Origin of the sequence: Acinetobacter sp. AS23 (assembly GCF_023612055.1) — a bacterium.
Lineage (GTDB): Bacteria > Pseudomonadota > Gammaproteobacteria > Pseudomonadales > Moraxellaceae > Acinetobacter > Acinetobacter oleivorans.
The window spans coordinates 2,570,383-2,584,234 of record NZ_CP082274.1 but is presented as its reverse complement, the minus strand read 5'-3'; the positions used below and the strand labels follow the sequence as shown (position 1 = coordinate 2,584,234).

Below are 13,852 nucleotides of genomic sequence, written 5' to 3'. Positions count from 1 at the left end.
TTGGACTAAAGAAGAATTAAAAGGATAAGCAAATGCGTTTTTTATCGGTAAACGCCGATTGTTTTCTGATTGAGCTTGCAAGCCTCGAAGAAACATTGGCGTTGTACAATAAATTGCAAAATACGCAATTGAATGGAATTAAAGACTTAGTCCCTGCTGCAAAAACAATTTTGGTTTTCTTTAATGAGATCGAAACCAACTTTAAAACGCTGGTTGCTTCAATTCAGAGTCTCAAAATTGATTCTAGATTTGAGCGTAGCAGCCAAGAAGTAATTGTGCCGATTCGTTACGATGGCGAAGACCTTGCGCAAGTTGCCGAACTACAAGGGCTGTCTGTAGCTGATGTAATTAGAAAACATTACCAAAGCGTGTGGAATGTCGCTTTTATTGGTTTTGCGCCGGGCTTTGCTTATATGAGCAGTCCTGATAAGCCTTTTACCGATATTCCACGTTTAACGGTTCCGCGTAAAAAAATACCATCAGGCTCTTTGGGCTTAGCTGGAAAATACTCTGGAATTTACCCCAAAGACAGTCCGGGTGGCTGGCAGTTGATTGGTACAACATCAGAAAAAATGTGGGATTTAGAGCGTAAAAATCCTGCATTGCTGTTACCGGGTATGACCGTTCATTTTGAAGATGTCACACATCGTCCAACGACTGTGACTGTACCGCAGCAAATCACACGTAAGGTTGAGCCGAAACAATCTCTGCCACTATTTACGATCACTGCGCCAAGTTTACAGATGCTCATTCAAGACGAAGGACGCTTAAATCAGACCAATATTGGTGTTGGGGTTGCAGGTGCAATGGATTTATCTGCCATGCATAGTGCTAACCGTATTGTAGGTAACCCAACCGATACACCGGTTATTGAAGTTTTAAATGGCGGCCTAAAAGCCAAAATGCAGCATGCAGGCGTTATTGCAGTTGCAGGTGCCATTTCAAACATTCGTGTGAAATTCGCTGACGGTCAAACCACTGATTTTGCAAGCTATCAACCGATTGATTTGGATGAAGGCGATGAATTTCAAATTCAGCCACCAACAGCAGGCTTAAGAAACTATCTGGCAGTTCGCGGTGGTATAGACGTTGAACCAATACTCAATAGTGCTTCGTTTGACAGCTTGGCGGTATTAGGGCCAGAGCCTTTAAAGCTCGGAGATACCATTTACCAAGGACAGGTTCAAGCAGCCAACATTAGCCTAAATGAAGTGGGCAAAAGCGATTTGCCACGAGCTGGCGAAGTGGTCGAACTAGATATTGTGATGGGCCCACGTACAGACTGGTTTGAACAAGACAGTATTGAGTTGCTCTGTCAGCAAGAGTGGCTTGTGACCAATGAAAGCAACCGAGTTGGTCTCAGACTTTCAGGTGGACAGCCTTTAACTCGCAAAATTACCCATGAACTAGAAAGTGAAGGCACATGCATTGGTGCTTTACAGATTCCACCGAGCGGCCAACCCGTTTTGTTTATGAATGATCACCCTTTAACGGGCGGATATCCGGTCATTGGCTCTGTTGCTAAACACCATTGGGACTTGGTGGCACAGATTCCAGCAGGTTGCCGCATCAAATTTAAAAAAATTGCCGAATTTACAGATTTTGAGAATGAATGATGAATACAGAAAAATTATTGATTGCTAATCGTGGTGAAATTGCCGTTCGTATTATTCATGCTTGCCGTGACATGGGAATTGCTTCGGTCGCATTATATGCAGATGATGATATTGGCAGCATGCATGTCGAACTTGCAGATGAAGCATGGGGCTTGGCTGGTGCAACCGCTAGCGAGACTTACCTAAATATTCCTGCGATTATCGAAATTGCAAAAAAATCGAAAGCAACTATGGTTCATCCGGGGTATGGCTTTTTATCTGAACGTGCTGAGTTTGCCCAAGCCGTAATTGATGCAGGCTTAAAATGGGTAGGACCATCACCAAGTGCCATTGAAAAATTAGGTGATAAAATCGAAGCGCGTAAAATTGCTGCTTCGGTCGGTGCGCCGTTGGTTCAAGGTACACAAGACCCACTTAATAATGCAGAGGAAGCTTTAGCGTTTGCTAAACAATATGGTTTACCAATTGCCATTAAAGCTGCGTTTGGTGGCGGTGGCCGCGGCTTAAAAGTTGCGTGGAAACTCGAAGAAGTTCAAGAGCTTTATGAGTCGGCAGTACGTGAAGCAAAAGCTGCCTTTGGTCGTGGTGAATGTTTTGTCGAGCAATATCTTGATAAACCGCGCCATGTAGAAGCGCAAGTGATTGCTGACCAACATGGCAATATTGTGGTGCTTGGTACACGAGATTGTTCATTGCAACGCCGTAACCAAAAGTTAGTTGAAGAAGCACCGGCGCCATTTATTAGCGATGAGATTTACCAGCAAATTTTAAGCTCGGCAAAAAACATTTGTCAGGCTGCAAACTATGTAGGTGCAGGAACAGTTGAATATTTACTGAGTCGTGATGGTAAGCTTTCATTCTTAGAAGTAAACACGCGTTTGCAAGTTGAACACCCAGTGACCGAAGAAACCTCAAAAGTCGATTTGGTGGTTGAGCAAATTCGTGTTGCGCAAGGTGAAGTGCTTTCTATTAAAGAAACACCAAAAGCCCAAGGCCACGCCATTGAGTTTCGAATTAATGCCGAAGACCCAGCACGTGGTTTTATTCCGGCGTTTGGTGTGTTGAGTTTATTTGAAGCACCATTTGGTAACGGTGTACGAGTGGACACAGGTGTTCGCACTGGATCATTAGTGTCTAGCCATTTTGACTCACTTATGGCAAAGCTGATTGTAACTGGCCCAACCCGTGAAATTGCAATTGCCCGTGCCAAACGTGCTTTGAAGCAATTCAAAATTGAAGGCGTGGCATCAGTTTTAGACTTTCACCGTGCGGTACTTAATGAACCTGACTTTACAGATGAGTTTAATGTACACACGCGTTGGATCGAAAACGACTTTAAACAAGAGTTGAAACCGACTAAACGCGGCATTCCAAACCATCAGCAACCGATGTTGCTCAGTTATATTGAAATTGATGGCAAGTTACATCGTTTAGGTTTACCTGCGGGTATGTTTGCACAAGGCCCAGCAACCGCAGCTCCAGCCCAAACAGCCGAGCCAGAAGTGAGTGCCGAGCATTTACTTGCTCCAATTAATGGTGTGATTAGTGCTTGGAAAGTCGAAAATGGTGAGCAAGTTACCGAAGGCCAAGTGGTTGCCATTATGGAAGCCATGAAAATGGAAGTGCAGGTACTGGCACATCGCAGTGGCGTTATTCAGATTAGTGCAGAGAAAGGCACGACCTGCCATGCAGAAACTGTCATTGGTAGCATTAATTAAGTTTTGAATAAATGATTTGGCCTGATTTTGTTTTTAGTTTGATCGGGTCAAATCAAATGCTTATTTATTAACTCAGTCCGCTATTTTCACAGTCTCGTTAACCATTTTCAACTTGAAAGCCAGAAAGGGTTATGAGATATTTCGCCCTGTTTGGTGATATCAAAATTAATCACTGTATTGAAAGCTCGCTTGTGCGAGCTTTAATTTTTAGCCCAGTTTAAGCATTTCTCACTTAATGAGCTGGCTGCATAAAAAAATTGAGAATTTATCATCCATTTTAAAGGCTAATTGAAGAACGCGAATGAAAATTCTACCTTCATCTGAATATGATCAAATTCTAAAATACAGTGTCTATTGGCTCGTCATCTCGATTGTGATTGGAGTCGTGGCAGGGTTAGCCTCGACTTTAATTTTTGTTGCCTTTGATATTTCAAACAAAGTCAGAAGTCTGCATCACTGGCTCATCTATTTCTTACCTTTTATTGGGTTTGGCATTGGTTATCTCATTAAAAAATATGGTTCGCCGATTGAACGGGGAACTCATTTACTGATTGATGAAATTCACCAACCGAAGTCGTTCATTCCAAAGCGAATGAGCCCCATCATTTTTATTACTTCAATTTTAACCCAGTTATTTGGTGGTTCGGCAGGGCGTGAAGCACCAGCGGTTCAGCTTTCGGGTGCCTTAATTGACCACTTAAGCCATATATTAAAAATCTCGGAAGACAACCGAAAAATCTGTTTAATCGCGAGTATTGGTGCTGGCTTTGCTGGGGTGTTTGGCTTGCCTCTGGCAGGTGCAATCTATGGTTTAGAAATTACTGCTTTAGGTAACTTACGATACTCAGCCATTTTTCCGTGCTTTGTGTCGGCGCTTATTGCATCGACCATCCCTGAACTATTCGATATTGTTCATCCGCATATTTATTATGTCATTAGTGAGTTTCCAGCCATTCATTTTGGCACGCTCATGAGTTTAATTGCGGCAGGGTTAGTTTTTGGTTTAGCTGCACGTTTCTTTATTGCTGCTATTCATTTGGCGAGTGACGTCTTTTATAAATACATTCGCTATTTACCATTAAGAACCATGGTCGGTGGTATTGTCATTATGCTACTTACGTTGTTCACTGCACATCAGCAATACAATGGTTTGGGTACAGATAAAATCATTGCATCTTTTTATGTGCCGATTGAGTTTTACGACTTTTTTAACAAAACCGTTTTTACCGCCATTACTTTAGGTTCAGGCTTTAAAGGTGGTGAAATTACGCCGTTGTTTTATGTTGGCGCGACATTAGGTAATGCTTTAGGGGCGGTTTTAAACTTACCACTTTCATTACTTGCGGGCTTAGGTTTGGTGAGTCTGTTTTCAGGGGCAAGTAAGGCACCATTAACGTCTATTATTTTAGCTGTTGAGCTATTTGGAATGAATGTTGCCACTTATGCCATCATTACTTGTTTATTAGCAGCGCTATTTTCAGGGGATTGTGGATTATATCGCCGTAAAAAGCTGATGGATTGATTAAGGCTTTGTAAGGAGTTGAGTGTTTTCAAATTGCTTAACTCCTATTAACTCTCTTTTTTTTATAACAATGATAAAAATTGGCATATTAAATGCTTAATAAAAATTGATAAGCAAATGAAAAGAAATGAAGTTCTATCTCTTGTTGGGAACTATAATGAGAAATAGAAAATTATTTTAATATTAAAAAAGGAATAACTTAAACTGTGCCAATATTTATTCTAATACTTACGTTTTTTGTGGGTTTGCTTGTTGGGCGATACACTATTTTTTTAATTGAAAAGTCTTTATCTGTTTTTTTATATGTTGTTAATAAATTTTTAAATAAATATTTAGTTCTTTTACTTTCAATTGTTTTTTGCTTTCTCTTTTTCTCTATCTATTTAACAGGAGGATTGATGTTGTGGCACATTCTTAGTGGTGGAATAACAGAACTGGGTAAGCTTATATATTTATCTGGATGGGTAGTCGGAGCAATATTTTTTGGATTTCATCCAGAAGATAATAATTTTAAATAAGGGATAAGTAGTTAATATAAAAAATAATCTTAAAGAGGGTGCTATGTCTATATTAGGTTTCGCTATTTTTTTTATAATTTCACATGTCATTGGATACTTTATAGCTAAAACTAAATGGAAGATTCGGCATTTGGCTGCCCTATCTTTTATTACAACATTTATAATTGTTTGGTTGGGTTTTTTATTACTACTTTATTTTAAAGGAAGATATGTCCAATTTTTTGTGGATGGAAGGATATCTTTGAATTGGCGAGCAGTAGATTTGTTTTTTGTGGCAGGTATGTCTTCAACTTTATTAACATTACTACTAGTTATTGTAGTGTGGAGTATTCGTAATAAGGTTTTCTAAATTAACGTTTTGACAAGTAAGTTATTATTTAAAAGAAGGTACTATGTCTATATTGGGTTTTGCTATTTTTTTTATATTCGTATATGGCATTGGCTATTTTGTAGTTAAAGCACGGTGGAAGCTTCGCTATTTAGCGCCAATATGGTTTTTATCATTTTTTATTATCACTCTATTTATTTTAGCAATTTTATTTCCTAAAGATTGGACCAATGCACAATTTTTTACTATAGGTGGTCCTAATCACTTAGCACTTCTGTATTTATTAATATCTTCATCTTTAAGTTTACTTATTACTTTTATTTTAGTTTTGGTTGCATGGGCTATTCGACATGATGTCATGTAAATTATTTAGATTAAAAAATCTTAGACAATCTAATATTTGTATTAAAGAGCTAAGTCTTCTCTCATTTGGAACAGTAAAATGATTGAGTCCATTCCTATGATCGTTTTGTTAGGTGCTTTTTCAGGTGCTATTTTTGGGCGCTACTATAGACCAGTCTTTGTCTTTTTATATGATAAAGTTTATATACTTCTTAAAGGCCTTCTAACTAATCCTTTCCTTTCAATAGTTTCGATGCTTTTTGCAATAGCTTCTGTTTTCCTATTCGCGCTATGGGGCAATGTCTTTTCTTTGGTTATCTCTGACGAAAATTGGGTGTATTTCTATAGACCATATTTTGTTGGAATATTGGTAGGTGTTTTTTTGCTTAGATTAAGTAATGAAAATAAGTTTTAAGTAATTGAATTTGAATTATTCTATCTGTAACTGGTGATTGAAATGAAAATAATAAAAACAATATTAAAAATACTTAAATGGCTTCTTGTCCTATTTCTAATGTTTGTTATCTTGTTCGGTATGATCGAATTTATTGCAAATAAATTCTTTGACAATGCAGCTACGAAAGATGCATGTGCTGACTCTGGAGGGGCATGGGATCATCAAAAAGATACCTGCCAATTTAGTCCTAATGACCCTAGAAGTAAAAAATAATTGAGAATATAAATGGAAAAGCAATTTGTCGATGAGAAAATGCAGAAATACTTGCGATTAATGCGTTTACGTAGAAACTTTGTATTCTCAGTATTAGTATTTCCATCAGTTGTTATTATTGTATTGATGCTAGCAAGAGTAGATGAAAAGTACTTATCTATTTATTTTCCGATAACCATGATTCCTATCATATTATTTTTGATGTTTAAGCTGCTAGCTAACGATATATGCCCTTGGTGTAAATGTGGTTTTTTCATGAATGATCTAGGTTCTTTTGTTAATGGGCTAAGTTTTATCTTCAGAAAACAATGCTCTCATTGCGGGCAACCGCACAAATTATCAAAGAGTAAAGATGTACATGACTCTTAAAACTATAAAATTATCGTGGGTTGTATCATAGTAAAAAAGCTAATTTACTTATCTTGATGAGTTGAATTTATATAATATTCATTGGCATCTAGCCGAGAAATTGTAGATTAAGAGTTAATTCAAATATGAGAAAATTAACAGAACAACAAATGTATATTATTAACAAATTAATAGGTCAATCTAATTTGCCTGTTAGGCTGCTAAAGCCCTTAACTGATCTTTATTGTGAAGCGACAGATGATGGGAGGTATGGGCTCAATAAAAATATTATATGAGGATTCAAATAGGGAGGTCTTACTGAAAGCAGGTGGTATATAGATCAACTATCAAGATATTGATCATATCCCTGTTAATATTACTTTTCTGATTGATGAAAATTTTAATTTTAGAGAGTTAGATATTTTTAAAGCTGACTTTTCACCACTTTGTCAGCCATGGTATATAAATAATATTGTATCTATATTGAGAATAAAATAATTTCAGCGCTCTAATCTTTATTATTAAAAGTTTTTATTAGTACAATAAGTAAGCACTTATACCTTGCGGAATAATCTTAAAGTATATAAAAATAACTAAACATTAACTTTGTAAAATAAATAGTTAGTTTTTTATTTTTTAATAAGGATTTATATGCTTCATAATCAAACAAAATTATTACCCTTAGCACTTTTTTCTATTCTTTTAGCTGGATGTGGTGGAGGTGGTGGGGGTAGTTCAGCGACATCAGATACACCTATACCGAAACCTATTGTAGAAGCGTCTGTATTAAGCCCAGATTTGGCACATGGCTCTTTTGAAATTGAAAATTCAGGAGTTACTAATAACTCAACTATTAAGTTCTCACCATTTCATACAAACAGTGTAATTGAGGCATCCGCTTCAAATAATAGTATGTGGGATTTAGAGATTCTTACTCCAAGTAATGATTTATCTGCGCATATTAACAATTTGGCTGGTCTTTATTTTTATCCCAAAAGTGATAAAGTTGGGGTTTTCAGCTATTCAGAGAATGATAAAGGGCATTTGGCTGTCCAATGCCGAAACTCATGTAGTGATACATTCTCTTATAAGTTCGAAAAACAAAGTGATGGTAAAACTTACTTTATTATAATCGCAAATGGTGCTGTATCAGGGCGTTTAAATAATATTGACTTTGCTTCGACTGCCAAAATTAAAGGCTCTATTAAATTCGAAGTGAATTCTGATTGGCCAGTATGGAACACGAAACGTTTTAATGAATATCCAGCTAAATCAGATTTAGTCGTTAATGGTAAGCTGGCGACAATACAAAGATTTATGAATTGGACAACCAGTTCTGTCTTAACTTTTAACACAGATAAAGAATATTATTTTAACTTTTCTAATCCTCTGGATCTTGAACATGATAGGTTCATATTAACAGAGGGAAATTATTTTAGTAATGAACAGCCTAAAGAAGTTTATATATACAAAGGATATTTTAATCGGGATTTTACATTAAATACAGATTATGAAAATGGACTAACTACCTTTAAATTTATCAATAATTCATTTACTAACCCTATTGAATATGTTGCATCTCCAGAGTTAAAGGTCTCAGGTGGTTTCGAGAAAAAAATTCCTTATGGGCAAGTTACAGTAGGAAGTGAAGTTTTTAAAATTGATGAGACAGTTGCGGCAGCTGCATATGCAGAAAATGAAAGTAAATATTTTCGTTTTATGAGTAGAGATCATAAATCTGATCTCGAGTTTACGGTGAAATACGATACTATTACTAAAAAAGCAAATGTAGCGTATCAAAGACCTAAAAAGGATCAATTGAATGTAAATATTCATTTGAAATGGAATTGTAAATTGACAAATGATCATTGTACCGGTGTAACTGTCAATGAATCAGAAGGAACCATTGAATTTAAAAATGTGCAGTTAGATGATGGTCGTACCATAAATGGTAAATTTGCCCATCTAGGGGTAAATGATCTGGTAGGCTGATAAGTTTTTATTTGTGTGAAGATTGAAAAACTAGCTCTAATAAGGGCTAGTTTTTTTTTAAAGTATATCCCTTTTTACTATTCTCGTTACGCTAAAAAGACTTATGTTTAAAATAAGCCAATACATAATTCATCTCTAAAGCTAATCTATGGTTTGCTATGTAGAGCTATTAAATTAATAAAGCATGAAAGCTATATTCTTTTTTTATAAATATCAGTCCATTTTTGATGGTCAATTTCTTTGTTTTATAAACCAATTTTTAACAAAAATTTGAATTATTTATCCTAACTTTTTAATGATCTATTTTAATACGATTGTCATTTCACACGCTTGACGACAACAAAAGCGAATACTATCCTTTGCGGGCTAGCCTACATTGCTAGCGGGTTTTAGCAGACCCTATTTAACAAAGACGATATTCGAAACCTAGTTTTGTGTATCGTGAACTCGTTCGCCCCCTTTTTCTCTACGGTAGGGCGGAAGGGGGACACCTTCGGGTGTGCTGGTTTCTTTGTTGCCAGTCTGCTAACCCTCTTTCGTCCTGCCACCATCATTTAGCAGTGATCGGTAGGATTTCTTTTGTTAACAAAGGAGTCCGCTATGCGTACTAATTCTTCTCAATTTTTGGCCTTTGCCAAAGTCTCTCTATTTATGCCATTTAAACAGTTTATAAATAGGTTTAACCGACCCTAGGTTTTTACGCCTAAACATCATTACGACTAAAACATAGCAACAATAAAACTGAGATAGGCGAGCACACCTCTTGTGCCGCTTTTGCATGCTTGTTTTTAGCACTCATTTTAAGAGTGACGGCATTTCTATCTCTTTTAGATACAACAAAAAATTATTTTAAGTGGTATACATGAAAAATTTAGAATCTTCATTTAGAGCACTGCGCGTGCTTCACGTAGCAAAAGATCTATTTAATCAGGATGGTTTTAATAAAGTTGGTGTCGACCGGATTATTGCAGAAGCCAAAATTCCCAAAGCTACTTTCTATAACGACTTTCACTCAAAAGCACGACTCATCGAAATGTGTCTCACTTTTCAAAAAGACGCGCTCAAAGTAAAAGTGTTTTCAATTCTCAAATCTTACCGTGAAGAAATGGTGCTTGATAAACTCAAACAGATTTACCTTCTACATGCCGATTTAAATGGCTTTTATCGTTTACCCTTTAAAGCAATTTTTGAAATTGAAAAGCTCTACCCAAAAGCCTACAGCGTGGTGATTGAGTATAGAACTTGGCTAATCAAAGAAATTTATAAACTACTTTTAACCATCAAAACTACGGCTTCAATGAATGACGCTCACATGTTTTTGTTTGTGATTGATGGGGCAATGGTTCAGCTTTTAAGTGAAAACAGTGTAGATGAGCGAGACAAACTACTCGAATATTTTTTAATAATGCTGTCTTAGCGATAAATTCAAACACTTTCTAAAAGGAAAAAAGCCCGTAACAGGGCTTTTTATTTATTCGAGTTCAAGCTGATCGTCATCTTTAGTGACTTTAATTTTCAATTTTTTATATTTACGTTTGTTTGGGTCTAAAGCAGAGTTTGACACTTCATCAGCAAACTTTGGATTTTGCATGAGTTTTGCATAGGCTCTGTAACCTATGCGAATTCGGGTAGGCGGACAATCTGTTCTTTTGGAATAATATTCAATAAGTGAATTTAATTCCTTTAACAAACTTTGATGTTCCATTGGATTGATTATTTTCTATTAATTAGTAAGTTATTTTTAGCATACTAAACTTTAGAAAGTTTCTAAAGATCTAGTTGATATACATTACTTTTGATAAATGTGATTTAAATTGCACTAATTTTACATATAGTGATTTATTTTACTTTTTACTAAAGATTTTTGATTTCTTTTTAATCAAATAGTCATAATTAAGGGTTAAATTAATTTTAGAAAAAGAAAATAGATAGAAGATTGCCACGAACAAAAACTATTTAAGCAATTTTCTCAAACTGTTGTATTCAGCTGACTTTAACGAGTCGGCTTTTGTTTTTGTGGTTAGGTCCTCAAATTTCCTATTTGTAGAAATTGATGCAGCAGTTCATCCATACATCTACTTAAAAATAAAAGCCCGATAAAGGGCTTTTATTTTATATCTTAATTAAAACTTGAGTTTTTTAAGCCCACGACTCACGCCATTTTGTAAGGCTGCTTTAATAATCGGGCCAATAAAAGGAACGCGACCTTTAAAGCTAATGGTGTAATCCAAACGAGTACGATTATTTCCCAAGTCAGTAAATTTCATTACACCACGGTGACCCTTAATTGGACTAATACCGCTCGTGATCGCGTACTCAATAAGTTCATTTTCTTTGTAGACTAAATTTGTTTCTACAAATGAAGGAGTCAGTGGAATAGACATTTTACGAGCAGAGCCAACACCATTACGGGCGTCTTTGCCGTTGCTAATACGAGTCACTTTAGCAGGAGCGAAAAGTTTGCTTAAGTTTTCATGCTCACTTAAGGTTGCAAAGACTTTGTCTACGGGTGCATCAAATTCTTGTACGATGTTGATTTTTTGAGTTTTTAACATCTTATTCCCTCTGTAAATTCTTTTGACATGGACGATTGTCAGAATTTGGATATTAGCATGCTTTGGGTAATGGGGGAATTCTTCTTCGTCGGAGTTATCTTAAGTCCGAAAAAAGCATTGCGATAAATTTACAATGCTTTTTGGTCTTTTCTTAATTTTTTAAAGAAGGGCTGAATCACAGACCAATTGGTTGAAACCCAGCAAATAAAGGAACCCGTCGTTACCATTGCTGTTCCTTGCCAAAAGCTCATCGATAATTGAGTTTGTAAAACAAACATAGCCAAAATAGACGAGATAATCGGGGTGAAATAAGAGGCCACCACAAGTATGGTAATGTTTCCATGAATGATGCCAATGTTCCAAGCAGCATAACCAAAACCCATGGCAGCAGATGCCACTAAAAGGGTGAGGAGAGCTGGAATATCCATTGATGGAATGGCGAATTGCCCCGAGACAAGCAGCTTGAGCCAGAGAGTGAGAGCGACACCAACAAAGAAAATGGAAATTGGGTTTTGCCCATTGCTCATTTTTTTAGTGATTACACAGTAAAAAGCCCAGATGATGGCACCTGTAAATGCCAAAATATAGCTGAGTGGGTTGCTGTGAAAATTATCGACAAGACTATTTAGACTAAAATCACCGCTTCCAGTTTGAATAAAAATTATGCCAGAAATTGAAATAAGTAAGCCAAGAATAATAAGAAAATTAAACTTTAATTCCTTAAAAATAACGAAAGCCAAAACCGTTAAACTCGGCCACAAATAGTTAACAATACTAATTTCAATTGCTTGTCGCGCTGTCTGAGAATAAGCAATCGCAAATGAAAAGCACACTTCATAAGCCACGAACAGGATTGTGCCAAATATTAAGTATTTTTTAGAGATCTGTTTAAAGTCTGGAACTCTGAAAATGGCAAGCAACAGTAGCGCACTTAAAGAATAAATAAGCGTAACACCTAGCTCAGGTCCAAGGGCGGCGCTGACTTGCTTCATCAGACCGACCAGAGATGCCCACATGAGAATGGCGCTTAAACCAATCAATGTTGCTAGATTTTTTGACATAAAATTCAGTAAATAACGGTTAAAAAATGGTAAAAGATTAAGCTGTACTAATGAAAGGAATCAATTTTCAAGCTAAGGAATATAGGACAAATTATATAAAATATAAACAATTAAATTTATTGATTGGTTGAATCTGCTATGTTTATTTAGCATTCAATTGAGTAAAGAAATTTCGAATAAAACAACATTTTTACGAGGAAAATATGGAAGTCATTAAAACGGTTGGTGTTGTTGGAGCAGGTGTAATAGGTGCAAGTTGGACGGCCTTATTTTTATATAAAGGATTTAAAGTTAAGGTTTACGACCCGTATCCTATAGATGAAGCGGTCTTTAAAAATAGAATATCTGCAAATTTAAATGATTTATTGGCTTTAGATCAGAACGCTGAATACACTCATTCTTTATCAGATGTGCTGCTTCATCTGGAAATTTTTAATAATTTAAAAGATGCTGTTTCAGATGTAGATTTTATTCAAGAAAATGCCCCTGAACGTCTCGATATAAAACAAAACTTATATCAAGAAATCACAGCGTATTGCCCTGAACATACTATTATTGCTTCAAGCTCATCGGGCTTAAAAGTGTCTGATTTTCAAAAAGAGGCGCAACATCCTGAACGTATTTTATTAGGTCATCCTTTTAATCCGCCTCATCTTTTACCTTTGGTCGAGATCGTTGGCGGTAATTTGACAGATCCCCAAATTTTGAAACAGGCTTCTGAGTTCTATAAACAGCTGGGCAAAAATCCAATCATTTTAAATAAAGAAGTAAAAGGGCATGTCGCAAATCGTTTGCAGGCTGCACTATGGCGAGAAGCTTTTTCATTGGTTGAACAAGGCGTGTGCTCTGCCGAAGATGTCGATGTCGCGATTACTAGTGGCCCAGGTTTAAGATGGGCGTTATTTGGTCCCTACATTAATATGCAGCTTGCCAACCAAAAGGGGTTTAAAGAGGCAATTCATCATTTAGGCCCACCAATGATAGAATGGTGGAACGATATGCATGCATTTCAACATTCAGATGAGACAACAGAGTTGTTGGAAGCAGAAACCAACCAGCTTTTAACCCAATATAAAAATATCGATTTATATCAAACCAGAGATAAAGGTCTGGTCGATATCTTAAAGCTTAGACAGCAACTTAAGTTAGATTAATTCAAACTCTTAGAGTAGAGCCAATCAT

General features: G+C 36.3%; 16 protein-coding genes. 13 read left to right on the top strand and 3 right to left on the bottom strand.

Features of this window, described 5'->3' with window-relative positions; genetic code table 11:
• Positions 1–32: 32 nt before the first annotated feature.
• The 12 genes from K6I41_RS12045 (at position 33) to K6I41_RS11995 (ending at position 10,471) form a co-directional block, all read left to right on the top strand.
• Entirely contained in the window at positions 33–1,616 is a 1,584-nt protein-coding gene (locus K6I41_RS12045; RefSeq protein ID WP_250374409.1) for a 5-oxoprolinase subunit B/C family protein, read from the top strand.
• On the top strand, positions 1,616–3,334 hold the full coding sequence (locus tag K6I41_RS12040) for an acetyl/propionyl/methylcrotonyl-CoA carboxylase subunit alpha (RefSeq protein WP_250375785.1): 1,719 nt from the start codon (positions 1,616–1,618) through the stop codon (positions 3,332–3,334). The genes K6I41_RS12045 and K6I41_RS12040 overlap by 1 nt, the downstream gene beginning before the upstream one ends.
• 301 nt (positions 3,335–3,635) lie before the next feature.
• A complete protein-coding gene (locus K6I41_RS12035; RefSeq protein WP_250374408.1) occupies positions 3,636–4,856 on the top strand; it encodes a chloride channel protein in 1,221 nt (406 codons plus the stop codon).
• A gap of 206 nt (positions 4,857–5,062) precedes the next feature.
• Entirely contained in the window at positions 5,063–5,374 is a 312-nt protein-coding gene (locus K6I41_RS12030; protein ID WP_250374407.1) for a hypothetical protein, read from the top strand.
• Positions 5,375–5,417: 43 nt separating this feature from the next.
• Positions 5,418–5,723, top strand: coding sequence for a hypothetical protein (locus K6I41_RS12025; RefSeq protein WP_250374406.1), 306 nt, complete (start codon positions 5,418–5,420; stop codon positions 5,721–5,723).
• Positions 5,724–5,766: 43 nt separating this feature from the next.
• A complete protein-coding gene (locus K6I41_RS12020) occupies positions 5,767–6,066 on the top strand; it encodes a hypothetical protein (protein WP_250374405.1) in 300 nt (99 codons plus the stop codon).
• 78 nt (positions 6,067–6,144) lie between these two features.
• Positions 6,145–6,459 carry a hypothetical protein gene (locus K6I41_RS12015; RefSeq protein ID WP_250374404.1) on the top strand — a complete coding sequence of 105 codons (315 nt, stop codon included), beginning with the start codon at positions 6,145–6,147 and terminating at the stop codon, positions 6,457–6,459.
• Positions 6,460–6,501: 42 nt separating this feature from the next.
• Positions 6,502–6,714 carry a hypothetical protein gene (locus tag K6I41_RS12010; RefSeq protein ID WP_250374403.1) on the top strand — a complete coding sequence of 71 codons (213 nt, stop codon included), beginning with the start codon at positions 6,502–6,504 and terminating at the stop codon, positions 6,712–6,714.
• A gap of 12 nt (positions 6,715–6,726) precedes the next feature.
• Positions 6,727–7,083 (top strand): hypothetical protein, encoded by a 357-nt coding sequence (locus K6I41_RS12005; RefSeq protein WP_250374402.1) that lies wholly within the window; start codon positions 6,727–6,729, stop codon positions 7,081–7,083.
• A gap of 318 nt (positions 7,084–7,401) precedes the next feature.
• On the top strand, positions 7,402–7,560 hold the full coding sequence (locus K6I41_RS19230) for a DUF6984 family protein (protein ID WP_502800637.1): 159 nt from the start codon (positions 7,402–7,404) through the stop codon (positions 7,558–7,560).
• A 153-nt stretch (positions 7,561–7,713) separates the two neighbouring features.
• Positions 7,714–9,054, top strand: a complete 1,341-nt coding sequence (locus K6I41_RS12000; protein WP_250374401.1) for a hypothetical protein — start codon at positions 7,714–7,716, stop codon at positions 9,052–9,054.
• An 862-nt stretch (positions 9,055–9,916) separates the two neighbouring features.
• Positions 9,917–10,471 carry a TetR/AcrR family transcriptional regulator gene (locus K6I41_RS11995; RefSeq protein ID WP_005303921.1) on the top strand — a complete coding sequence of 185 codons (555 nt, stop codon included), beginning with the start codon at positions 9,917–9,919 and terminating at the stop codon, positions 10,469–10,471.
• Between the two features lie 54 nt (positions 10,472–10,525).
• On the opposite strand, the gene K6I41_RS11990 is transcribed toward K6I41_RS11995, so the two are convergent.
• The 3 genes from K6I41_RS11990 to yddG all read right to left on the bottom strand — a co-directional run bounded on the left by K6I41_RS11990 (position 10,526) and on the right by yddG (position 12,670).
• Positions 10,526–10,759 (bottom strand): hypothetical protein, encoded by a 234-nt coding sequence (locus K6I41_RS11990; RefSeq protein ID WP_004793244.1) that lies wholly within the window; start codon positions 10,757–10,759, stop codon positions 10,526–10,528.
• A gap of 418 nt (positions 10,760–11,177) precedes the next feature.
• The gene (locus K6I41_RS11985; RefSeq protein WP_002114206.1) at positions 11,178–11,609 is read right to left on the bottom strand and encodes an SRPBCC family protein; all 432 of its coding nucleotides are present in this window, start codon (positions 11,607–11,609) and stop codon (positions 11,178–11,180) included.
• Between the two features lie 128 nt (positions 11,610–11,737).
• Positions 11,738–12,670, bottom strand: a complete 933-nt coding sequence (yddG, locus tag K6I41_RS11980; protein WP_250374400.1) for an aromatic amino acid DMT transporter YddG — start codon at positions 12,668–12,670, stop codon at positions 11,738–11,740.
• 203 nt (positions 12,671–12,873) lie between these two features.
• On the opposite strand from yddG, the gene K6I41_RS11975 reads away from it, so the two are divergent.
• Positions 12,874–13,824, top strand: a complete 951-nt coding sequence (locus K6I41_RS11975; RefSeq protein ID WP_250374399.1) for a 3-hydroxyacyl-CoA dehydrogenase NAD-binding domain-containing protein — start codon at positions 12,874–12,876, stop codon at positions 13,822–13,824.
• Positions 13,825–13,852 lie beyond the last annotated feature (28 nt).

Excerpts from the sequence above, each read along its gene's own strand:
- K6I41_RS12040 (WP_250375785.1), top strand. The coding sequence starts at position 1,616 with ATGAATACAGAAAAATTATTGATTGCTAATCGTGGTGAAATTGCCGTT.
- K6I41_RS12010 (WP_250374403.1), top strand. The coding sequence starts at position 6,502 with ATGAAAATAATAAAAACAATATTAAAAATACTTAAATGGCTTCTTGTC.
- K6I41_RS12015 (WP_250374404.1), top strand. The coding sequence starts at position 6,145 with ATGATTGAGTCCATTCCTATGATCGTTTTGTTAGGTGCTTTTTCAGGT.
- K6I41_RS11985 (WP_002114206.1), bottom strand. The coding sequence starts at position 11,609 with ATGTTAAAAACTCAAAAAATCAACATCGTACAAGAATTTGATGCACCC.
- K6I41_RS12000 (WP_250374401.1), top strand. The coding sequence starts at position 7,714 with ATGCTTCATAATCAAACAAAATTATTACCCTTAGCACTTTTTTCTATT.
- K6I41_RS12005 (WP_250374402.1), top strand. The coding sequence starts at position 6,727 with ATGGAAAAGCAATTTGTCGATGAGAAAATGCAGAAATACTTGCGATTA.
- K6I41_RS12035 (WP_250374408.1), top strand. The coding sequence starts at position 3,636 with ATGAAAATTCTACCTTCATCTGAATATGATCAAATTCTAAAATACAGT.
- K6I41_RS12045 (WP_250374409.1), top strand. The coding sequence starts at position 33 with ATGCGTTTTTTATCGGTAAACGCCGATTGTTTTCTGATTGAGCTTGCA.
- yddG (WP_250374400.1), bottom strand. The coding sequence starts at position 12,670 with ATGTCAAAAAATCTAGCAACATTGATTGGTTTAAGCGCCATTCTCATG.
- K6I41_RS11990 (WP_004793244.1), bottom strand. The coding sequence starts at position 10,759 with ATGGAACATCAAAGTTTGTTAAAGGAATTAAATTCACTTATTGAATAT.
- K6I41_RS12025 (WP_250374406.1), top strand. The coding sequence starts at position 5,418 with ATGTCTATATTAGGTTTCGCTATTTTTTTTATAATTTCACATGTCATT.
- K6I41_RS11975 (WP_250374399.1), top strand. The coding sequence starts at position 12,874 with ATGGAAGTCATTAAAACGGTTGGTGTTGTTGGAGCAGGTGTAATAGGT.
- K6I41_RS12020 (WP_250374405.1), top strand. The coding sequence starts at position 5,767 with ATGTCTATATTGGGTTTTGCTATTTTTTTTATATTCGTATATGGCATT.
- K6I41_RS11995 (WP_005303921.1), top strand. The coding sequence starts at position 9,917 with ATGAAAAATTTAGAATCTTCATTTAGAGCACTGCGCGTGCTTCACGTA.